Source organism: Microbulbifer variabilis (genome assembly GCF_023716485.1).
Lineage (GTDB): Bacteria > Pseudomonadota > Gammaproteobacteria > Pseudomonadales > Cellvibrionaceae > Microbulbifer > Microbulbifer variabilis_B.
Genome location: NZ_CP092418.1, coordinates 405,729 through 426,208 on the forward strand (window position 1 = coordinate 405,729; position 20,480 = coordinate 426,208).

The following is a 20,480-nucleotide window of genomic DNA, read 5'->3' on the forward strand; positions in this document are numbered from 1 at the left end:
TTCTTCTCGCTGCCGGCGCCTGTCGGCGGCAGCTGTCTCCACGGACATTGCGGCGATAAGCCGCGCTCCGTGGAGGTCTTTTCTCCGGGAAAGTGAATCGGACTTTATGAATCAGTTGCAGAGCAAAATAAATACGCGCGATGTCGCCTTTGGCGAAAACCGCGAGCAGATGCAGGCGCTGGTGGCAGACCTGCGTGAGAAAGTGGAAGCCATCGCCCAGGGCGGCGGCGAACGCGCAAGGGAAAAACACCTGGCGCGAGGAAAATTATTGCCACGGGACCGTATCGATGCGCTGCTCGATCCGGGTAGCCCTTTTATGGAATTTTCCCAGCTGGCCGCTTACGAGGTTTATGGTGAAGATGTCCCGGCCGCGGGCATTATTACCGGCATCGGCACCGTCTCCGGTCAGCCTTGTGTCATCGTCGCCAACGATGCCACGGTAAAAGGCGGTACCTATTACCCGCTCACGGTAAAGAAACATCTGCGCGCGCAGACCATTGCCGAACAGAACAATCTGCCGTGCATTTACCTGGTGGATTCCGGTGGTGCCAATCTGCCGCGCCAGGACGACGTTTTCCCAGACCGCGAGCATTTCGGTCGCATCTTCTTTAACCAAGCCAATCTCTCTGCACAGAATATTCCGCAGATCGCGGTGGTGATGGGGAGCTGCACCGCCGGTGGAGCCTATGTGCCGGCCATGGCAGACGAATCCATTATGGTGAAAGAGCAGGCCACCATCTTCCTGGCAGGCCCGCCCCTGGTGAAAGCGGCCACCGGTGAAGAAGTTTCCGCGGAGGAACTCGGCGGTGCCGAGGTGCACTGTCGCACTTCCGGGGTTTCCGATCACTACGCCAATAACGACGTACATGCTTTGCAGTTAGCGCGTCGCTCTGTAGCGCGCCTGAACCGTATCAAAAGCCCCGGCCTGGATATCCAAAAGCCGGTGGAGCCGATTTATCCACCGGAAGATATTTACGGTGTGGTGCCTAAAGATTCGCGCCAGCCGTTTGACGTGCGCGAGATTATCGCGCGAGTTGTGGACGGCTCCGAGTTCGATGAATTTAAAGCGTTGTACGGCACCACTCTGGTAACCGGTTTTGCCCGTATCCAGGGCTACCCGGTGGGAATTGTTGCCAATAACGGCATCCTGTTTGCGGAGAGTGCGCAGAAGGGCGCGCACTTTATAGAGCTGTGTGCGCAGCGCAAGATTCCATTGGTTTTCCTGCAAAATATCACCGGCTTTATGGTGGGCAAACAGTACGAGGCGGGCGGCATCGCCAAACACGGCGCCAAGATGGTGACCGCTGTCGCTACCGCCAAGGTGCCCAAAATTACCATCCTCATCGGCGGCTCTTTCGGCGCCGGTAACTATGGGATGTGTGGCCGCGCCTACGATCCCAACTTCCTGTTTATGTGGCCCAATGCGCGCATCTCGGTTATGGGGGGAGAACAAGCCGCTGGCGTATTGGCCCAGGTGAAGCGCGACCAGATGGCGGCGCGAGGTGAATCCTGGAGCGAAGAGGAAGAGCAGCAGTTTAAGCAGCCGATTGTGGATAACTACGAACATCAGGGGCACCCCTACTACGCTTCTGCACGTTTGTGGGATGACGGCGTTATCGACCCGGCGGATACCCGCCGCGTGCTAGGCCTGTGCCTGGCGGCGGCCAGCCACAAAGAGCCGGAAGAGACCAAGTTCGGCGTGTTCCGTATGTAAGGAACTGTGGTTGCGGTGCCGCGGGCTACCCCGGTGCCGCTAGAGAGAAACGCCCCAATCGAGGAATTACAATGAGCGATAAATTGCTGTGCGAAGTGGATAGCGAGGGCGTGGCCACGGTCACCCTGAATCGGCCGGAAATCCACAACGCTTTTGACGATGAACTGATTCACGAGCTGGCCACCACCTTTGACACTCTGGCGCAAAATCCTGCTGTTCGTGTGTTGGTACTGGCTTCCAATGGCAAGAGCTTTTCTGCCGGAGCTGACCTCAACTGGATGAAGCGCATGGCGACTTATTCAGAAGAGGAAAACCGCCGCGACGCGGCCGCGCTTGCTGCCATGCTGTACAAGCTCGACACTTTCCCAGCTCCCACCATTGCGCGAGTACAGGGCGCCGCTTTTGGCGGGGCCGTGGGTCTGGTGAGCTGCTGTGATATGGCCGTGGCCTCTGAGCGCGCCAGCTTCTGTTTGTCGGAAGTCAAAATCGGGTTACTGCCCGCTACCATCAGCCCCTATGTCATCAATGCGATCGGCACTCGCCGCGCGCGCCGTTACTTTGTCACTGCGGAGCGCTTCTCCGCCGAGCGCGCAGAACAGATGGGCTTGATATCTGAAGTCTGCGCCGAGGGCGAGCTGGACCTGCATGTGCAGAAATTAGTGAATGCCATTGCCGATAATGGCCCCAAGGCGGTCGCCATGGCCAAGCAACTGGCCATGTCCATGTCCAACCGGGTTATCAACGATGAATTGCAGGGCCAGACCAGCGCGTTGATCGCTGCCGTGCGTGTATCGCCGGAAGGGCAGGAAGGGCTAAGTGCGTTTTTAGAGAAGCGCGCACCCAAATGGATGAATGGCGGCGAAGGATAATTTTATGATTCGCAAACTGTTAATAGCTAATCGCGGCGAAATTGCCTGCCGTATTATCAAGACCGCCCGCCGCCTGGGGGTGGCCACTGTCGCCGTCTATTCCGATGCGGATGCCGACGCCCTGCATGTGCAGATGGCGGACGAAGCGGTACACCTGGGCCCGGCCCCGGCCAGGGATTCCTACCTGGATATCGACAAGGTATTGGGTGCTGCTAAGCAGACTGGTGCTGATGCCATACATCCAGGTTACGGCTTCCTGTCGGAAAATGCCGAGTTTTGCCGCGCTTGCGATAGCGCCGGCATTATTTTTGTTGGCCCGCCCACCGGCGCGATTGAGGCGATGGGCTCCAAGTCCGCCGCCAAACGTATTATGGAAGAGGCCAATGTGCCCCTGGTGCCTGGTTACCACGGCACAAACCAAAATGAAGAGCTGCTGGAAGGCCATGCCAATCGCATCGGTTACCCGGTATTGCTGAAAGCCGCTGCCGGTGGTGGTGGTAAGGGCATGCGCCGTGTCGACAGCGCCGATGAATTCCACGAAGCATTAGCTGCAGCCAAGCGTGAGGCCATGAATGCCTTTGGCGACGACATCATGCTGCTGGAGCGCTATGTGGTGAGTCCCCGCCATGTGGAAATCCAGGTGTTCTGCGATCAGCAGGGCAACGGTGTCTACCTGTTTGAACGGGATTGCTCGGTGCAGCGCCGCCATCAAAAAGTAGTGGAAGAAGCTCCCGCACCGGGCATGACTCCGGAGCTGCGCGCCCGCATGGGTGAAGCGGCCCTGCGCGCGGCCCACGCGATTGGTTACGTGGGTGCCGGCACGGTGGAGTTCCTGCTGGATGCCAGCGGTGCCTTCTACTTTATGGAAATGAATACCCGTTTGCAGGTAGAGCACCCGGTGACGGAAATGATCACCGACCAGGACCTGGTGGCCTGGCAGCTGTCAGTTGCCGCTGGCGATACCCTGCCCATGAGCCAGGATGAGCTGCAGATCAACGGCCACGCCATGGAAGTGCGTATCTACGCCGAGGACCCGGACAATGATTTCCTGCCGGCAACCGGCGTATTGGTGCGTCACCAGCCCCCGGCGGAAGGCGAGGGCGTGCGGGTGGACACCGGTGTGCAGACCGGCGATGAAATCAGTGTGCATTACGACCCGATGATTGCCAAATTGATCTGCCACGGCCGCACCCGCAAAGAAGCCTTGGCCAAACTGGATCGCGCACTGCGTGATTACCAGATTGCCGGTGTGCGCCACAATATCGAATTCCTGCGCCGAGTGATCAATCACCAGGCATTTGCCAGCGGTTGTATTTCGACGCACTTTATCGAGGACTACGAGGCGGAAGTGCTGCATCAGGAGCAGACACTGACGCCGCTGAAGTGCGCCGCTATTGCCGGTTATTTGCAGCAGTGTGAAGAGCGCGATCTGCGCAACAGCGCACCGCAGCGAGATCCTTTCTCCCCTTGGCATAATGGTGATAACTGGCGCAATGCTCTGGCTGGCAGTCGCACCCAGACGGTGGACTACCGCGGCCAGCACGCTCAAATTCGCTTTGTTGCGGAGGGCGATAGCCTGCGCTGGACTTGCGATGCCTTGCCTGAGGAACAAAAAGGCGGTGAGATTCGCCTGCTGCCGGGACGCGACTTAATGTTGGTGGACGGCCGTCGCATGAGTTTCTCCGCCGTGGATACCCGCGATGGCGGTGCTGTATTTATTGATGGTACCCAGGTGGAATTCAAGTTGCTGCCACCGGATATCGGCGAGAGTAATGACCAGGCCCACGGCCTTGATGCCCCCATGAACGGCACCATAATTTCGCTGCTGGTTGAGCCCGGCTCTACGGTGGAAAAAGACCAGCCACTACTGGTAATGGAAGCCATGAAAATGGAACACACCCTGCGGGCTCCAGCATCCGGCACCGTGCAGCAGTTCTTCTGCGCCGAAGGTGAGCTGGTGGATGGCGGCAGCCTGCTGGTGGATTTTGCCGGGGAGGAGCAATAATGACTTTGCCCAAGCAAGTCAAAATCGTCGAAGTGGGGCCCCGCGATGGTCTGCAAAATGAAAAGCAGCCTATCTCTGTGGAGACCCGTATCGCTTTGGTAGACAAACTCAGTGCTAGCGGGTTGTCGGTTATTGAAGCCGGCAGTTTTGTCAGCCCCAAGTGGGTACCGCAGATGGCCGCCAGTGAGGAAGTGTTGGCGGGTATCCAGCGCAATGAGGGTGTTATCTACAGCGCGCTCACGCCAAACTTAAAAGGCTATGAGCGCGCCGTGGAAGCCAAAGCGGATGAGGTCGCCGTTTTCGGTGCGGCCTCAGAAGCCTTCACCCAGAAAAACATTAATTGCAGTATTGCTGAGAGCCTGGAACGCTTCCGTCCACTGGTGGAAAAAGCCAAGCAAGACGGTATACCTGTGCGCGGATACGTATCCTGCGTACTTGGTTGTCCCTATGAAGGCGATATTGATCCGGCCAAAGTGGCAGAAGTTAGTGCCGCTCTATTGGAAATGGGTTGCTACGAAATTTCCCTCGGCGACACCATCGGTGTCGGCACCCCGGAATCCGCCAAGCGTATGCTGGAGCAGGTGATGGCCCGTGTACCTGTGGAAAAACTTGCGGTACATTTCCACGATACCTACGGCCAGGCACTGGCCAATATCTACGCGGCCTTACAAATGGGTGTCGCAGTAGTAGATTCCGCCGTAGCCGGCCTGGGCGGCTGCCCCTATGCCCGCGGCGCTTCCGGTAATGTTGCCAGTGAGGATGTGCTTTATATGCTCAATGGCATGGGTATTGAAACCGGCGTGGATATACAGTTGCTGGCAGAGGCTGGGAACTTTATTTCTGAACAGCTGGGGCGGGAAACCAACTCCCGTGTGGCTAAGGCTTTGGCGCCCTGCTGAATGAGTAGTGGGTTCTCTCCAGAGAGTGTTTTTTCTGGAGAGGACCTTTTAGAGAATTTTAGAATCATTTTTGTCAGTGCTAAATCTACATAGGATTGCCCATCGTGAGATTTGTTACATCAAATCCACCTCTGTTGCCTTTCACTGATACCATAAATATTACATCTCCCTTGGTAAACTTACAGAGGATTTGATATTTATATATATGAGTAACTCCTTTTTCAGAAAAAGAAACATGCTTTCTTATATCTAGCGTCTTAATCTCTTCAATTTTTATAAGCGCACCCTGCTTTTCACCCCAAGATATAATTTCTTCTCTGATGTGTTGGTCTCTAGGTACTGGGTAATTAGATTTAGACCAATAGGCTTCAAAATTATCTCGGTCTAATTTTTGGAATGAAAGGATTAATCCTTCAGCTTTCTTCTTAGCCATTTTAGGAAGGTCAAAAATTATCATATACATCGAAAAGCTGATAAAAAATAAAGTCGAGAGGATAAAAGCTCCTCGAGTTATCATTTTTTTAAACTTCACTTCCAAAATTTACCCTATAAATTAAGTGCGCCCAGCAATTTTCCATATTATGGGTGGCCAATGTCATCTATAGATAATTTAGGGGCGCAGTTTAAACGTATTTTAGATACTATATCCTATTTCGTCATGGTAGGCGAAGTTGATATGTCAAGCAGTTGATAAATAAAAAAGTATGATTTTTTCTTGCTTGCGATATATTCTCGATAATTAATTGTTGGCTATAAGCTACTTTGGTGAGTTCTACTAATTTACTATTTATATAAGTTTATATTTGCTTCAAGGCTCAATAATTTTAGAGGGCTGACAGCCCTTGTTCTTTATGATGTCCTATTTATAGTTAGGTTTTCGACTAGTCTTTTGAAGTTAATTTTTTTGAGTTTAAAAATTAAAGCTAATTAGATTGGCGCTTATTTACTAAGCTGGGAGCCAACACCCTAAATGGTCTCATCATATCGTAATCCTCATGGGAGAGCAGATGACAGTGCCATACATAGAGTCCCTCGCGGTCGAAGCGGGCTATTACCCGTGTTACTTGGCCGGGAAGGGCGATGACCGTATCTTTGGGGCCGCTTTCTTCTGGTTGTGGTGGAAGGGGTTTCCCCTGTAGAGATTCTATTTCCAGTCGTGCACCCTGAAATATCTTATCTGTATGCATAAATTTCTGCGGCTTGGCAATAAGTTTTCCTTTAAAAGGCTGGCGATCCAGTATCTGGAATTCCACTAGATGAATATGGATTGGGTGGGCTGATACTGTAGGGTTGTATATCTCCCAGATCTCAACGGCGTTGTGTTGGATTATTTCTGTAGTAGGGTCTTCAAAAAATAGGGAGCCCTCCTTTACTGGACCTAACATGAGTAGATTGCGGCCGTAGGGATCGTCCAACCGGTAGGTGGCAAGTTGTCGTGTGCGACTGGCATGGTTAAGCCTATTAAGAGGGGTGCGCAAGGGAGTATTTAGGCTGAGTTTTAAATCTCCAATGGTACTTTTGATCTTTGATTTCTGTTTATTAGAAGTGGCGTCTGTAGATTTCGGAGCAATATGGAATTGCAGGATCTGGCCTGTAGTATTTGGATCGGTAGCTGGTGTGATGCCGCCGCGCCCATCACTTAATACGCGTTTACCATCCGGGTTATAGACAAGTGGAATTGAACTCTTTGGATCATTGGCCTCTACAAAGCCTTTAAAAGGGACATCCGGTCCAAAGTTTCGCAGTGTCAGCTTACGCCCTTCATAACCACTGAAATCTACTAAAACATCTGCTCGCTCTGCGGGTGCCAATATCAGCTCAGCCAATTTTACAGGATGATCGAGAAATCCGCCGTCACCGCCGACTTGTACAAAGGGGGTATTTTCGTCGATCCTGAGTATCAGTGTGCGGGTATCGGATGCGTTGAGTAACCGCAATCGATAGACGTGTGGAGTGACACTGACTTTGGGCCAGCTCATGCCGTTGACCAGTATAAAATTGCCAAAAAACTCGTCGAGATGAGAGGGATTGGGCCAATTGACTTTAACTGCTTCATGGGAAACTGGTGATGGAGGCTGGTCCCTCCAGCCAGGAAAATACAGCTGTCCATCGGAGCTAAACAAGCTGTCTGTAATAGCGGCTACAAAAGTGCGCTCTTCTGCGGGGAGCAGCTTCTCCTGTATCAGGCGGTCTTCATTGTCATCGCCGACCAGGTAAAAACCGAATAGACCTGCGTAAACATTAAGGCGCGTCATGCCCAGGGTGTGGTCGTGATACCAGATAGTGGCGGCATCTTGAGTGTTGTCGTATTCGTAAATCCTTTTCTCAAATAATGGTCCCGTCTCACGATAATTGCGGGTGTACCAAGCGAGGGGGTTGCCGTCACTTTTCCACTCTGTATGCCCGCCGTGAAGGTGGATAACCATAGGTACAGCTTTTGGATCTTTTACGTCGGCGAGGTGAATGGATCGATCCACAGGAAATAGATGCGGACCCGGTAGCTCATTCGCCCAGTGTACAAATACCGGTTGGCCTTCTCGGGCGCGAATAGTAGGGCCAGGAGAGTGGATGCGACCTGCATATTCAAAACCCCAGGCCTTAGTCATTATGCGTTTGCCATCCTTATCCCGTAGCCCCATCCAAACTTCAGTGGGGCGGGCGGGTAGTTTAATCGGGGCTGATCCCTGAGGGCGGATTTCTACGGGTATTGGCAGTTCATTGACGAAGTTATCCACAGTTGCTGGATCCAGCAGCCGCAGGGGAGTTGCTTTAGCCACATTTTCAGCAGCAGTCAGGGCAAGGGGGATTAACAACAGCAGGGAAAAGATTACCCGAAACATTGGCTGTTTTTAGCAGTAAGTATTTAACAGCCAAGTATAGGTAAACAAGCGGTTTCGGTGGTGTTAACTTGGGGGGCAGGTAAGGGCGCACAGGGCCCTTACCTGATGCGACCCTTCATTAGATAAAGCGATTGATCGCTGTTTTGGCATTGTCCTGATAGGTAGGATTGTCCAGGTCCGGGAAAAGCTTCCACTGTTCACCAAGAGGTCCAGTCAATCCGCGTTCACTGCCGTAAAAAATACCTGTGCGGAAGGATGTTGTATCCAGTAGGGCGTCGATATAGCGCTTGGCGCCTATTTCTACTTTGTGGACTTTGCCAAGTAGCAGCATAATCCGCATCATGCCCTTCATCATATATTGCTTGAATAACGACAGTGTATTGAAGCCCTCTGTGCCTACAGTAGCCCCTGGACTCATGGTTACGAAGCGGATATGGGGGACTTCTCGCGCCATGGAAGACATCCATAGGGCGCCCATATACTTTATCGGACCATAGGGTACCGTAGCGTCTTTGGTACTGGCATAGAGCTTTCCTTCACAGATCTGCATAAATTCCTCCACAGAGGCGCTTTTCAGCTCTGGTCGCTTCATACCCATCTCTTTTACACCGCGAGCAGCCTCGGAGCCTGCGTAGATAGCAGTCTGGGTTAATTTATTGGCTTTCAGCAACTCGTTAGTCAGTAGTGCATGCCCGAGCAGGTTGACGGCGAAAATTTGTGTGACTCCCTCAGGGGTCTTGTTGTAAAACTCTTTCCCCCCGGTACCGCCAGCATTCATAACCAGAGCATCAACTGGGGAGTCCAGGTTCTTAACTGCCTCTTTAACAGCTTGTTGATCCGCGACATCAATCAGCAATACTTCGAAGATATTCCTGCCTGTTTCCGACACCAGCTTGGCCTGGGTTTCTTTGGCTTTGTGCAGATTGCGGCAGCCGAGATAGATCTTGTTAATCTGCTGGTACTCCGCCAGTTGCTTGGCGCACTCCCTACCTAAGCCTGCATTCGCTCCGGTAATCAAAACACTCTTAATCATCTTTCTGTCTCTGTGGATATTGGGAACTGGTGCCCGGATATCGATATACCCGGCTGTTGGAGGGAAAGATAAGCGGTTAAGCGCCTCGGCTTTTGACATTTCTTGCTGTCTTAGTGGGATACTAAGACCGCAAGAAATATCAAAAATAGGGCCTTACCGGCCAATATGATTAGGTCACCTCTTCAAATACGGCAAACTAAGGTGACACTATGAATCAGGCGAGTTCTATAGAAAGAAAAATTTTCCAATTGTTAGTGGTAGCGCTGGCGGTGATCTGTTTTGTGCCTGGGGGTATCAGCGCATTTGGAGGTCTGAATGGCAGTGCTGCCCTGAGTGGTGGTGCTATGATTTTTGGCCCGGATAGCCCCTTAAGAGGATTTTGGGATAATCAATATCGATTTGCCTTTGGTGTTTTCTTTGCCCAGGGGTTGGTTCTGCTGTATTTCCTGAGCAATATCGAAAAACATAAAGCATTGTTGTACTTCGTGGCTTTATCCCTCTTCATTGGCGGTCTGGGCCGCTTAAGCAATATTCTGGAATTTGGATTGGTGGATGATCAGGTCTTACCGCCTACGATTATTGAGCTTGCGATAGTTCCACTTCTGGTTTTTTGGCATAGGCGAGTGGCGTCTCAACGTTAGTCATTAGAAGCTCTTAGTTAAGCAACTAAAAATCATTTATGCTTAAGAGGTTATTACTTTGTTACCAGTATTTTTACATATAGAGTCTTCACCAAACCTACAGGAATCGCAGGCTCTTCAGCAGTATATAGGTCTGACACCGCAATTAATGCAACAGTATGGGGGGGTGCCTATTGCCTCTTATGATGTGGAAGAGGCCCTGGACGGGGGTCGGTCACCAAGGGCATTTGTTGTGGTATCTTTTCCGGATCGGGAGGCGATCTATGCATTCTTTAATGATCCAGCCTACCAGACGATTATTCCTTTGAGGGACAAGGCATTTGCCCATTTACGCTTTTTTATCACTAGTGAACGAATCTGATTTAAAGGCAAGCTAATTCAGGACGGTGTTGCTCGAAAATCTCACCGTCCCAGCGTAAACAGGTAGGAAAGGAGCCTCATATGCAGCGATTTTTTAAAAGTATCAACTTCGTAGAGCAGCATCTATATGACAAAATTTCTGTTCACGAAATTGCTGCTGCCTCTCATTACTCCACCTACCACTTCAGCCGTATTTTTAAGGCATTAGTGGGGGACTCACCGAAAGAGTATTTGCGTAAGCGCCGATTGACCGTCGCCGCAAAGAGGTTGTTGAGTGAAGATATTGGTATTCTTGAGCTTGCCATGGAGTGCCAATTTGATTCCCAAGAAGCCTTTACTCGCGCGTTTAAAGCTTTATTTAATGTAACCCCGGCGCAGTATCGAAAGCAGCAGGATCCTTTCCGGTTGCTATATAAAGATCAATTTAGCCCTCATATGCTGCACTTCTTGCAAAATGAGTTGTCCATGGAGCCACAAGTTATTTCGCGGCCAGCGATGCAATTGGTGGGGGTAGCGCAGGAATACGACCATGAAAATCTCAGCTTGCCAAAGCTCTGGTCTGCATTTCGGCCCTACAGGGATAAAATCCCCAATCGTATCAGCGATGAATCTTTTGGTATCTATGAATGTTATGAGGAAGCGGGTAATGAAATTCAGTTTAAGTATGTCTGCTGTGCGCCGGTTGCCGACCTGACTCAGGTACCCGAGGGTATGGTGGCGCGGGAACTACCGGAGCAGTTATATGCAAAATTTGTTCACCGCGGATCTATTACCACCCTGGAACAGACATTGAAGTATATTTGGGGAAGCTGGTTGCCAAAGTCCAATTACGACTATATTGAGAGGCCAGACTTTGAGCTGTACCCACCAAGATATCAGGTTACCAGCCCGACAGCGGAAATGTTTCTCCATATCCCGGTCAAAGAAAGGCCGTAATCGCTTGGCAATAGCGTAGTTTTTTCGCTACTCAATCTTTTCGGTTGCCTGGCCGGCGTTGTATCGGTAATGCCCGGTAATTTTAAAGGAAAACAACATATCTTCCAGCACGGGTCCAGCCCCGATATTGTGTGCGACCAAGTACCGGTTGGTTTTTTGAGAGCGTTTCGCAGTCACAATACCGATATGCGGTAAATTACCGGGCAGCATCCAGGTAACGATGTCCCCCGGTAGATAATTCTCTGCCTTGTCACTTATTGAGAGTGATAGCCCTTTGCGAGTAAAAAAAGCCTGTAGATTGGGTACTCGCCGGTGATCAATATTTTTATCTGGCCTGGAAAGTCCCCATATGCGTTTAGACGGGTAGGCTTGAAAATGACCCGATATATCCTCGTGAACTTCTTTTTGCAAATCGATCCCCAGCTTCCTATATGATCGAATCACTACGTCGGTACAAACACCGGTATCAGCCGGCACATCTCCATTTGGATAGGGAATAGACACATAAGCAGGATCGTAGCGTACCTTATGATAGGTTCGCTCCAGAGCAGCTTCGGCCAAAGTCATATTTTGTGCATAGCTACTGGATGAAATAATACCAATAAATAAGATCAACCTTTTCACCTTATTATCCTTCTATTTTTTGCTTGTTTTGTGGATTCACTTTGCTAAAAAGAATATAGATAAAAATCTCTTCCATACTATCTATTGTGCATTGGTCAGAGGATGTGCATTCAATGATGTATAGGTTGAGTTCTTTATTGGTCTAAATCGACCAGTTCGTTTAGTTGCTCCCAGATATACCAATAAGTTGGTACTTTACTTCCATCGGGAGCATGCCAAATACTTTCCTGTACTTGTCTCCCGCCCAGTTTTTGGTAGAAGGATTGCGCTTTAATATTATCCTGATTGACTAAAAGGCACATGCCTCTATGTGGAGCCTGTTGATAAGCCCTGCGCGCGCCCTCTATAAAGAGCGCTTTGCCAACTCCCATTGAGTGGTAGCCTTTGCGTACATGTAAGTTGTCCAGGTGTGTACCCCAGTCAGGGTGATTATCCATGTATAGACAGATAAAGCCGGCGATATTGCCCTCTACTTCAGCTAAAAACACCTGCTGATTGGATTTAGGGTGCTCAAAGCGATCTTTCCAGAGTCGCATCCTTTCCATTGGAACCCTATCTTCAAGGTACTGTTTGCTAAGCACGCTACGATAATTTTCCTGCCAGCTGACACTATGTATGTTAGCGATGGTGGGTACATCATGCTTTGAGGCTTTACGTATTTTCATAGTGTTTATCTACTTCCTGATAAGTAAGGATAGTAATGGCGATTAATTGATGATATTTTTCAGTTAGTTTGGAATGGTTTTCTCATGGGTTTTTAAGTAATAAATTCCACGTTTGTATCAAATTCTTTCTGCAGATGTGCACGAAAAGAGGTGAATTTGCTGGAGGGAAAGATAAACTCTGGAATTTCTCCCGGAGATATCTGATTGTAAGGGAGAGAAAAGTAGCCGCGATCCTTAACCGAGTCGATAGCAACTTTCCTTATCTCTGATCTCTTGATTGAGTGATCACCAATGAAGATAAACTCTCCATCAAACCTTACATGGGAAACTGGATCTTCTATTATTGGTTGCTGAAACTTTTTGCGGTTTGTGGCTAGATAGATCAGAGCTGTGGTGATAAGAATGGTTTTCCAGAAAGGTTCTGATTCAGGAAGGTATAAAGTGACCACGTAGGTTAAAAGTAGGATGATCCAGAAAACCAACGTCTTTAAAGAAGGTTGCCTAGTACTCATTCCCTGTGCTCTATATTTTTCTTTATTTACTCATTTCTTGGCTATGATGCCAAAAGAACTTATCTCAAGCTAACGCTGTATTTATCCCAGTACCATTTAAAGAATGGTAATTCAATTAGTAAAAAGCTGATTAGAGAAAATCCAAACCAGTTAGCAGTAAATAGCAGCATATTGAACTTGTGTCCAGAATCCCAAAAGAGAGCGCCGGCGATCAGTAGTGCGATACCGGTTGCTAAGAGGTCATTAATTATGATCTTGTTAAGGTCAGCGCCTGCATGCCTTGGGTAGATATAGAGATAGGCGGCGCAGATGATTATAGCGTTAACGGTTAGTAACGTTACCTCGGGTTTCAAAATTAGATCTCTCTGATTGGTACAACTTTGAATACCATTATACGGCAGGACTGCGCCAAAGTACTCTAGATATTGGGGTTATAGAGGATTATTTGGCTACTGGAATCTGTGGGAATTATTGCACTTATAAAAGGGGAGAATATTTTTAGCTTTTAATTTTTTATAGCGAACACTCGTGCCGTATTATCATTAATCCTAAGATTCAGTAACCCTAAGATTTAGGGGGTATTTTATATCAAGCCTGGCAATTCGTTATGTCTGGTTGTTTAGCGTGGCCCCTGCTAAAGGGAATCGCCCATAGGGGCTATGGAATAGGCAAAGAGGTTCAGCCCTGTTACTGCTGTCGCACTAATAACTCCATAATCTGCTACCATCAGCGCAAATCCTGCTGTTAGATCGACTCTTATGAAACTCTTGCGTTGGCTTCTGTTAATCCTACTGGCTCTACTGGTAATTTCAGCCCTGGCGGCGCCAGGTTTCATTGGTCCCAAGGTGGAGGAGGTCTGGAAGCAGCAGCTGAGCAGGATGCAGGGGGGAAGCACTACCGGCTATCAACGCGGTTGGTTTGGAGCTGAAACCAATACTGAGGTGGCGCTACAGAATGGCACCACTGAGCTGCACACTGAAATTCATCATGGCCCATTGCTGTTAACTTCTGGTGGGCCCCGTCTGGGGGTTATCTATAGCGAGACCCGCCTAGATCTAGAGCAATTAAACCCGCAGCTACGCGCTCAGCTTGAGGGAATCTATGGCCGCTTGCAGAACAGCCCCCTGGTTTTGGAAACCCTGGTTTTAGCGGATAACCGGGTACTCAATACCCTGCGCCTGGAACCCTTTAAAAGTTCAGGTGATTTTGGCCAGCTGGCATTTACAGGTGGTGAGATTGCAGTGTCGACAGATTACAGCGGCGCGGTGTTGGATGGGGTAATCGATCTGGGTAGCCTGACCCAGATGCGCGATGGCGTGGAAGTATTATTTACCGAACCGCTTAAAGGAGAGTTTCAGTTAGAGCCCCGCCGTGGCGGTAAGGCACAGCTATATCTGTCACTGTTGCGCACCGAGCGTGATTCGGGGCCGGCGGAACTGCGGGATATTAGCCTGGAACTGGATATAGAAATGCTCGCTGCGCAGACCCTCAAAGTGGTGAGTGATCTGCAGCTACCCAGTGTGCAGTCTGCCACTCCTATTACTTCTGTGCGCCAACAGATGACCCTGCCTAAGATCAAGGCTGCCGATCTGGGCCACTATTTACGTGTACTACTGCCGGTGGCGGAGCGCAATTGGGCGAGTGATATGCGTCCACCCCTGCGCCTGCAACAACAGCTGGTAGTGGAATCTCGCAATGGTCCGGTTCTGGTGGATGCGGATATTGACTGGAAAGGAATGAAGCGCCCTCCGCGCCATCGCAACGGCAGCGCTTTAAATCAATGGCTGAATCCTCTGGTGGGCAGCATGACCCTGAGCGCGGCTGAATCGGCGTTGCTGCAGTCGCCGCTGGTAGGCCAGGCAATGATGTTGCGACAATACGGTTTGCTGATTGAGCAAAACGATGAACTGCAGATGCACCTGGAGGTGAATCGCGGGCGCCTGGAAGTGAATGGCCAGCAGTTGCCACCAGATTTGTTCCTAATGGCACTGACCGGACAATTTTAAAATCTGATTGGCTTAACGGTTAGATTGGAGAAAGGAGTAATGTGATCGTTCCTTTCTCTTTCCGGTAAATCCATTTTTTAACAAGTCGGTATCTTGGGTACTCATTGCGTCCTAATTTATATCGACCGGACAATGCAAGAATCCTCTTGCTGTTAGATTAAAGGGGCACTGAGCCAGCTAATATCATAGTGAGGTGGCAGTACATCGTCCGGCAGGTTTTTTCTTTCCTGTGGGGGCAACCTTAGAAACTCTCCTTGTATTCCTAAAGCTTCACACCCCACCTCCCAGTTAGCGCACCAGATACCAGTAGCCACTGCGGCATAGTATCTAGAAGATGTTGTCGCATAAAAATCAAGGCGCACTTGAGAGCCTTTCTTGTGGGCAATACAGCGTGTGGTTTGACCGTTATAGGAAGACGGTGCCCACCGGCAACTTTCAAAACATCGATTAAACGCCTCCCAGGGCGATTTATCTATTTTTAATGCTTCTTTCATGGCGTTATCTACGAAAAACAGGTCGGACAGCGGCAGACGCTTATGCAACTGAGTGTTAAAAAAACGGATAAACAATGGTGCGTACCAGCTTTCGTAACCCACAGCGCAGAGACAAATAATAGAATCCTTTTTCTTATCAAAGCGCTCGCGGAGGTGGGTTTTGACACTGCGGTGATCTGCTCCGGGACCAATCCAGCAAGTCCCTAAACCCATTCGCGTAGCGTCTAAAACAATCTTTTGCAGGGTTCTGCCGATATCAAGAATGGCCGTTCGATTGTATTCCGCTGGGGCTATTGCAACGAGGAAATATCTGGCATTGACCACCGGCCAAACAGTGATGGGTGCTTTGACCCACTCCAGACGTATCGGTGCATTGCCGAGACGTGGTTGCTGTAGGTGAATTGCAATACGAGCTTTTAGTGCTTGCTCATGGATGGGGATTAAGGGACGGGTTTGATAGGCACGGCACGATCTACGGTCACGGATCAGCTCGAAAATATCTTCTCGGCTGCGGGTTTTGGGTAGCGGTTCCGGCAAACGGATACAAAAGCGGCAAGTCACAATATCAAAAAGAATAATGGCCGCTAGTATCACGGGTAGCCAGATCAACACATTGGCCAGCCCAGTTAAACCTACTAGATATATGAGTCCCACCAACAGGAAGAGGCCCAGAGTGATTGGGACAGGCATTAGGTACTGCAGCCAACCAGTAAATTGAAGTTGCAACTTTATACCCAAAAGACGAATAAACAGGCGGCGAAGCCAAAGGGGATGCACTTTGTCGACCATGGCCCGCTCGTTGGGTCCAAAGCTGGCGTAAATGACTTTTGACTTGCGGGTTCTAGCCGTGGTTTCAGGGTCGCTCATTGGCATCTCCTGTAATGCAAATGACCACTTGCATTATGCGCCAGTTTATATCTAAAAGGAGATTCTATGCGGTGCACCATTGATGAAGCCAAGCTGCTTAAAGTAGTTATCAGCGAATGGATGGCTCATGATTATGGGTGCTGTACGACTAGGGACATGGCCAGTATCGCAGGTGTTAATAAGGCGATGCTGTTCCGGCGACTTTGGCGGTAAAATTGGTTTATTCACACGGACGATAGATCATCAGCTGGCTGATACCCCGTTGGAGTTATTCTGTATTTCGGGAGATCTGAATACCGATCTAAGGGTTCTAGCAGAAGAGTAAATGGACACTTATCGATTGTATGGGGGCGTGATGTTTCGTGCTGTGCAGGAGTTGCCCCGGTATCCGTTGATTTGATTGGCCATATATCAGGCTTTTTATAGGGGCGAGGGTGTAGGCGAGCAGAGTGGGGGACTCTGCCCGCAAACGGTTATCCGGTATTGCGCATGCCTGCGGCGATACCGGCGATCGTTACCATTAGGGCACTCTCCAACACAGCGTCATTCTCCCGCTCGCGCAGACGCGCCATTAATTCGGCCTGAAGCAAATGCAGTGGATCGGTATAGGGATCGCGCACGCGGATGGACCAACGCATCACTGGGTTATTGTCCAACAGGCTTTCGCGACCGGTGAGTTGCTGCAAAGCACTCACTGTATGAGCCAGGCGTTCGCGCAGGCTTTCCCCCAGCTCTATCAGCTCCTCGTTGTCGGTGAGGCGTTCCTCATACCAGGAAGCGACACGGGTATCGGATTTCGCCAAAACCATCTCCAGCATATCCACCACGCCCTGGAAGAAGGGCCACTCACGACTCATTTCTCCCAGGGTGTCGGCTTCGTCTGCCTGTTTTAGGGCTTGTTCGAGTGCGGTGCCGGTGCCGAGCCAAGCGGGTAGCATCAGGCGCATCTGGGTCCAGGCGAACACCCAGGGAATGGCGCGTAGTGTTTCTACGCCGCCACCGGGCTTGCGCTTCGCGGGTCGACTACCGAGAGCCAGACGGCGGAGTTCCGTCTCCGGGGTGACGGTGCGGAGGTAGGCCACCAGAGCCGGGTCGTCACGCACCACTTCGCGGTAACTTTGCACCGAGACTTCCGTGAGGCGTTCCATCTGATTGCGCCACTCGGGACGAGGCTGGGCCGGTGGCATCAGGGTAGCCTCCAGTGTGGCGGCCACATACTGCTCCAGATTGTAGGCGGCAACGGAGGGGCGGCCGTATTTGAAGCGGATCATCTCTCCCTGCTCGGTAACGCGGATACGCCCAGCCACCGAGCCCGGTGGTTGAGATAACAGTGCCATGCGCGTTGGAGAGCCGCCGCGGGAAATAGAGCCGCCACGGCCGTGGAACAGGGTTAGGGGAATGCCGTGATTGCGGAAGATTTGGGTGAGCGCCTCCTGAGTACTGAACTGTGCCCAGGCCGCGCCGAGGAAGCCGGCATCCTTGGCCGAGTCTGAGTAGCCGATCATTACTTCCTGGCCCTCCAGCACGCGCTGTTTGTACTGGGGAATATTGAGCAGGGTACTCATGGTGTCGGCAGCATTATTAAGGTCGTCCAAGGTTTCAAACAATGGCACCACGCGCATAGGTTGGGTTACCCCGGCAATTTTCTGCAGCAACATGACCGCCAACACATCGGAGGGCTTTTTCGCCATGGAAATCACATAGGCACCAAACCCCTCGTGGCCCTGCTCAGCAACCACCTTGCAGGTTTCTAATACCTCGCGCACATCCCCATCGCAGAAATCCGTATGGTAGAAATCCTCATCGATTAATGGCCGGCGGTTATCCAGCTCCGCCAGGAGGAAGTCCAGTTTGCTCTGCTCATCCCAGGTGGCGTAATTCCCCAGCCCCAGATAGCGTGTGATAGCGTCGATGGCATCCATATGGCGGGTGGATTCCTGACGAATATCCAGGCGCAACAGGGTGATACCGAAGCAATTGAGCCGGCGCAGGGTGTCTTTGAGCTGGCCATCGGCGATGGCCGAGAGCCCCACCGCGCGCAGAGAGCGGTCGATCAGGTTCAGCTCAGTGAGCAGTTGTTGACCGCTGTGAAATACTGCACCCGCTGGTTCCTGCTGCTCGTTAATGCGGGCCTCCAGTTGCGCGCGAGTATTGCGCAAGCGGTAACGCACCCGGCGGAGTATGAGCCGGTAGGGCTCATGGCTTGGGCCTGTTTGTGCCAGTAATTCCTCGCTGGCCTTGTGCATGGATAGATCGGCCAGGAGGTTTTCCACATCGCGCAAGAGAAGGTCGGCGGCCATCCAGCGTGCCAGCAGTAATACCTTGCGGGTTACCGCTGCGGTAACATTGGGGTTGCCGTCGCGGTCGCCACCCATCCAGGAGGCGAAGCGTATGGGTACCCAGTTATCCGGCAGTGGCGGTAATCCCGCTAGGGCTAGTTCCTCCTCAATGGCGCGCATAGTCTGGGGTACTGCCTGCCATAGGGACTGTTCAATGGTGGCGAAGCCCCACTTGGCTTCGTCTACCGGCGTGGGCCTCTCACGGCGAATTTCATCGGTGCTCCAGGCAGAGAGTATTTGCTCGTGCAGATGACGTCGCAGCTCGCGGCTCTCTTCCTGGGTAAGGTCTGGTCGGTCCAATGCGGCGAGGAGATCGGCGACGTGGTCGTACTTGCGGATCAGGGTGCGACGTGTGACCTCGGTGGGATGGGCGGTAAGGACCAGCTCCACGGAGAGATCCCTGAGTGCGGTGTGTATATCGTCGGTTGAGCGATTGGTATTCTTTAGTTCCGCCAATACCTGGCGCAGGCCGCGGTCTGTATCAGGGTCGCCAGAAAAACGCTGGTGCTGCCGGTGCAGGCGTTCGCGATGGCGCTGCTCGGCAATATTGGCGAGATTCAAAAACTGGCTAAAGGCGCGCGCCACTTCCAACAATGTATCGTTGTCGAGAGGGTCCAGCAGCTGGTGTAAGCGATCCACCTGCATCTCTCCGCTACTGCGGCTCTCCACTGCGGCCTGGCGGATGGTTTCCACAGTATTAAATAGCGAATCACCGGCTTGCTCGCGCAAAACCGAACCGAGCTCCTCGCCGAGTAGGCGGACGTCCTCCCGCAACGGGGTGTTTTGATCCTGACTCACAAGCCTTTATCTCCCTAACGATATCCGGTGAAAGTACCGGGCTTTATCTTCGCATAATTTTTCGTAAGGAGGCTGTGCTGCCAAAATAAAAGATTTTTTCAGTAATAAATTTACTTAAATAATGATAAATAAAGGAAAGGTCTTACGATAAAGGTTGGTTTTTAGAAAATTTATAATCCAGTAGGTATAAATATCATGCCAGGTATTTTATCGGCTATTAGAGAGAGCTCTCGACCAGATTTTTTTAGGCGGGAGGTCATCAGGAGGGGAATTAAATTGGAAAAAGCGAAGAGTAAATTGGTAAGGAAGGCGTGAAATTTATAGGGGATTTTTAAATATCCCCTTTTTGCGTAGGGCAGAAGCGCCCGCGCGAGATATTCACGCGGGCTGGGTTTTTAGTAATAGTCATAGGCGGGGCGGCGATCGACTAGGCGCAGCCAGCCGCGAATAACCCGGTAGATAACCCAGATCCAGTTTACGGCGAGAATCACATAGCCGAGACCGAAAACCCAAAAGGTCAAAGAACCAACCACAGTCCACAGCAGCCAGAACCAGAAAGTGCGGATCTGCCAGCGGAAATGGGACTCCGCCAGGGTGCCGCGTACATCGCTGCGCTTGAAATAGTTAATCAGTACGCCAACAAAAAACGGAACCGCGGTAAATAGGCTGATGGCCTGGATCAGGTAGACCATGATGGCCAGATCTCGACCACTCTGTTCGCGGGCCTCCTGGGAGCGTGTGGGGTACTGCTCTGACATAACTTTATTCTCTTGTGGACTCTGAAAAATATAGTGTGGTCCCCAATGCGCAATTCAACTTGACTGCGTTGGAATGGTATTTTTACACGACAGTCGGTGAAGAGCCCAGGGTGTCGTGAC

General features: G+C 51.0%; 18 protein-coding genes. 9 read left to right on the top strand and 9 right to left on the bottom strand.

Going from position 1 to position 20,480, the window contains the following annotated elements; genetic code table 11:
• Nucleotides 1-106 precede the first annotated feature (106 nt).
• From MJO52_RS01750 to MJO52_RS01765, 4 genes are all read left to right on the top strand, one after another.
• The gene (locus tag MJO52_RS01750) at nt 107-1,714 is read left to right on the top strand and encodes a carboxyl transferase domain-containing protein (RefSeq protein ID WP_252084284.1); all 1,608 of its coding nucleotides are present in this window, start codon (nt 107-109) and stop codon (nt 1,712-1,714) included.
• A gap of 71 nt (nt 1,715-1,785) precedes the next feature.
• Complete coding sequence (locus tag MJO52_RS01755; RefSeq protein ID WP_252084285.1) at nt 1,786-2,583, top strand: enoyl-CoA hydratase/isomerase family protein; 798 nt, start codon at nt 1,786-1,788, stop codon at nt 2,581-2,583.
• A 4-nt stretch (nt 2,584-2,587) separates the two neighbouring features.
• Nucleotides 2,588-4,588: an acetyl-CoA carboxylase biotin carboxylase subunit gene (locus tag MJO52_RS01760; RefSeq protein ID WP_252084286.1), complete on the top strand. Its 2,001-nt coding sequence runs from the start codon at nt 2,588-2,590 to the stop codon at nt 4,586-4,588.
• Entirely contained in the window at nt 4,588-5,487 is a 900-nt protein-coding gene (locus tag MJO52_RS01765; RefSeq protein ID WP_252084287.1) for a hydroxymethylglutaryl-CoA lyase, read from the top strand. The genes MJO52_RS01760 and MJO52_RS01765 overlap by 1 nt, the downstream gene beginning before the upstream one ends.
• A gap of 85 nt (nt 5,488-5,572) precedes the next feature.
• Here the strand turns inward: MJO52_RS01765 and MJO52_RS01770 are convergent, their stop codons facing one another.
• The 3 genes from MJO52_RS01770 to MJO52_RS01780 form a co-directional block, all read right to left on the bottom strand.
• Complete coding sequence (locus MJO52_RS01770; RefSeq protein ID WP_252084288.1) at nt 5,573-6,025, bottom strand: hypothetical protein; 453 nt, start codon at nt 6,023-6,025, stop codon at nt 5,573-5,575.
• Nucleotides 6,026-6,410: 385 nt separating this feature from the next.
• The gene (locus MJO52_RS01775; protein ID WP_252084289.1) at nt 6,411-8,327 is read right to left on the bottom strand and encodes a multicopper oxidase family protein; all 1,917 of its coding nucleotides are present in this window, start codon (nt 8,325-8,327) and stop codon (nt 6,411-6,413) included.
• 118 nt (nt 8,328-8,445) lie between these two features.
• Complete coding sequence (locus MJO52_RS01780) at nt 8,446-9,459, bottom strand: SDR family NAD(P)-dependent oxidoreductase (protein WP_252084290.1); 1,014 nt, start codon at nt 9,457-9,459, stop codon at nt 8,446-8,448.
• Between the two features lie 110 nt (nt 9,460-9,569).
• Here MJO52_RS01780 and MJO52_RS01785 point away from each other — a divergent pair, with 110 nt between their 5' ends.
• The 3 genes from MJO52_RS01785 (at nt 9,570) to MJO52_RS01795 (ending at nt 11,297) form a co-directional block, all read left to right on the top strand.
• Nucleotides 9,570-10,001 (top strand): DUF4345 domain-containing protein, encoded by a 432-nt coding sequence (locus tag MJO52_RS01785; protein ID WP_252084291.1) that lies wholly within the window; start codon nt 9,570-9,572, stop codon nt 9,999-10,001.
• A gap of 58 nt (nt 10,002-10,059) precedes the next feature.
• Nucleotides 10,060-10,362 (top strand): DUF1330 domain-containing protein, encoded by a 303-nt coding sequence (locus tag MJO52_RS01790; RefSeq protein ID WP_252084292.1) that lies wholly within the window; start codon nt 10,060-10,062, stop codon nt 10,360-10,362.
• A gap of 80 nt (nt 10,363-10,442) precedes the next feature.
• On the top strand, nt 10,443-11,297 hold the full coding sequence (locus MJO52_RS01795; RefSeq protein ID WP_252084293.1) for an AraC family transcriptional regulator: 855 nt from the start codon (nt 10,443-10,445) through the stop codon (nt 11,295-11,297).
• 27 nt (nt 11,298-11,324) lie between these two features.
• Here the strand turns inward: MJO52_RS01795 and MJO52_RS01800 are convergent, their stop codons facing one another.
• The 3 genes from MJO52_RS01800 to MJO52_RS01810 all read right to left on the bottom strand — a co-directional run bounded on the left by MJO52_RS01800 (nt 11,325) and on the right by MJO52_RS01810 (nt 13,098).
• A complete protein-coding gene (locus MJO52_RS01800; protein ID WP_252084294.1) occupies nt 11,325-11,921 on the bottom strand; it encodes a DUF1287 domain-containing protein in 597 nt (198 codons plus the stop codon).
• Nucleotides 11,922-12,055: 134 nt separating this feature from the next.
• A complete protein-coding gene (locus tag MJO52_RS01805; protein WP_252084295.1) occupies nt 12,056-12,586 on the bottom strand; it encodes a GNAT family N-acetyltransferase in 531 nt (176 codons plus the stop codon).
• 92 nt (nt 12,587-12,678) lie between these two features.
• Nucleotides 12,679-13,098: a hypothetical protein gene (locus MJO52_RS01810; RefSeq protein WP_252084296.1), complete on the bottom strand. Its 420-nt coding sequence runs from the start codon at nt 13,096-13,098 to the stop codon at nt 12,679-12,681.
• A gap of 758 nt (nt 13,099-13,856) precedes the next feature.
• Here MJO52_RS01810 and MJO52_RS01815 point away from each other — a divergent pair.
• Complete coding sequence (locus tag MJO52_RS01815) at nt 13,857-15,104, top strand: DUF945 family protein (protein ID WP_252084297.1); 1,248 nt, start codon at nt 13,857-13,859, stop codon at nt 15,102-15,104.
• 152 nt (nt 15,105-15,256) lie between these two features.
• Here MJO52_RS01815 and MJO52_RS01820 read toward each other — a convergent pair whose 3' ends face one another.
• The gene (locus tag MJO52_RS01820) at nt 15,257-16,465 is read right to left on the bottom strand and encodes a nitroreductase family protein (RefSeq protein WP_252084298.1); all 1,209 of its coding nucleotides are present in this window, start codon (nt 16,463-16,465) and stop codon (nt 15,257-15,259) included.
• 66 nt (nt 16,466-16,531) lie between these two features.
• On the opposite strand from MJO52_RS01820, the gene MJO52_RS01825 reads away from it, so the two are divergent.
• Entirely contained in the window at nt 16,532-16,678 is a 147-nt protein-coding gene (locus MJO52_RS01825) for a hypothetical protein (protein WP_252084299.1), read from the top strand.
• 260 nt (nt 16,679-16,938) lie between these two features.
• Here MJO52_RS01825 and ppc read toward each other — a convergent pair whose 3' ends face one another.
• Complete coding sequence (ppc, locus tag MJO52_RS01830) at nt 16,939-19,602, bottom strand: phosphoenolpyruvate carboxylase (RefSeq protein ID WP_252084300.1); 2,664 nt, start codon at nt 19,600-19,602, stop codon at nt 16,939-16,941.
• Between the two features lie 395 nt (nt 19,603-19,997).
• On the bottom strand, nt 19,998-20,360 hold the full coding sequence (locus MJO52_RS01835) for a DUF4870 family protein (RefSeq protein ID WP_252084301.1): 363 nt from the start codon (nt 20,358-20,360) through the stop codon (nt 19,998-20,000).
• Nucleotides 20,361-20,480: the final 120 nt, after the last annotated feature.

Bases quoted from the DNA above. Each gene is read 5' to 3' on its own strand.
- MJO52_RS01750 (WP_252084284.1), top strand. From the start codon at position 107: ATGAATCAGTTGCAGAGCAAAATAAATACGCGCGATGTCGCCTTTGGC.
- MJO52_RS01795 (WP_252084293.1), top strand. From the start codon at position 10,443: ATGCAGCGATTTTTTAAAAGTATCAACTTCGTAGAGCAGCATCTATAT.
- MJO52_RS01780 (WP_252084290.1), bottom strand. From the start codon at position 9,459: ATGTCAAAAGCCGAGGCGCTTAACCGCTTATCTTTCCCTCCAACAGCC.
- MJO52_RS01760 (WP_252084286.1), top strand. From the start codon at position 2,588: ATGATTCGCAAACTGTTAATAGCTAATCGCGGCGAAATTGCCTGCCGT.
- MJO52_RS01775 (WP_252084289.1), bottom strand. From the start codon at position 8,327: ATGTTTCGGGTAATCTTTTCCCTGCTGTTGTTAATCCCCCTTGCCCTG.
- MJO52_RS01805 (WP_252084295.1), bottom strand. From the start codon at position 12,586: ATGAAAATACGTAAAGCCTCAAAGCATGATGTACCCACCATCGCTAAC.
- MJO52_RS01815 (WP_252084297.1), top strand. From the start codon at position 13,857: ATGAAACTCTTGCGTTGGCTTCTGTTAATCCTACTGGCTCTACTGGTA.
- MJO52_RS01820 (WP_252084298.1), bottom strand. From the start codon at position 16,465: ATGAGCGACCCTGAAACCACGGCTAGAACCCGCAAGTCAAAAGTCATT.
- MJO52_RS01785 (WP_252084291.1), top strand. From the start codon at position 9,570: ATGAATCAGGCGAGTTCTATAGAAAGAAAAATTTTCCAATTGTTAGTG.
- MJO52_RS01755 (WP_252084285.1), top strand. From the start codon at position 1,786: ATGAGCGATAAATTGCTGTGCGAAGTGGATAGCGAGGGCGTGGCCACG.
- MJO52_RS01825 (WP_252084299.1), top strand. From the start codon at position 16,532: ATGCGGTGCACCATTGATGAAGCCAAGCTGCTTAAAGTAGTTATCAGC.
- MJO52_RS01835 (WP_252084301.1), bottom strand. From the start codon at position 20,360: ATGTCAGAGCAGTACCCCACACGCTCCCAGGAGGCCCGCGAACAGAGT.
- MJO52_RS01765 (WP_252084287.1), top strand. From the start codon at position 4,588: ATGACTTTGCCCAAGCAAGTCAAAATCGTCGAAGTGGGGCCCCGCGAT.
- MJO52_RS01810 (WP_252084296.1), bottom strand. From the start codon at position 13,098: ATGAGTACTAGGCAACCTTCTTTAAAGACGTTGGTTTTCTGGATCATC.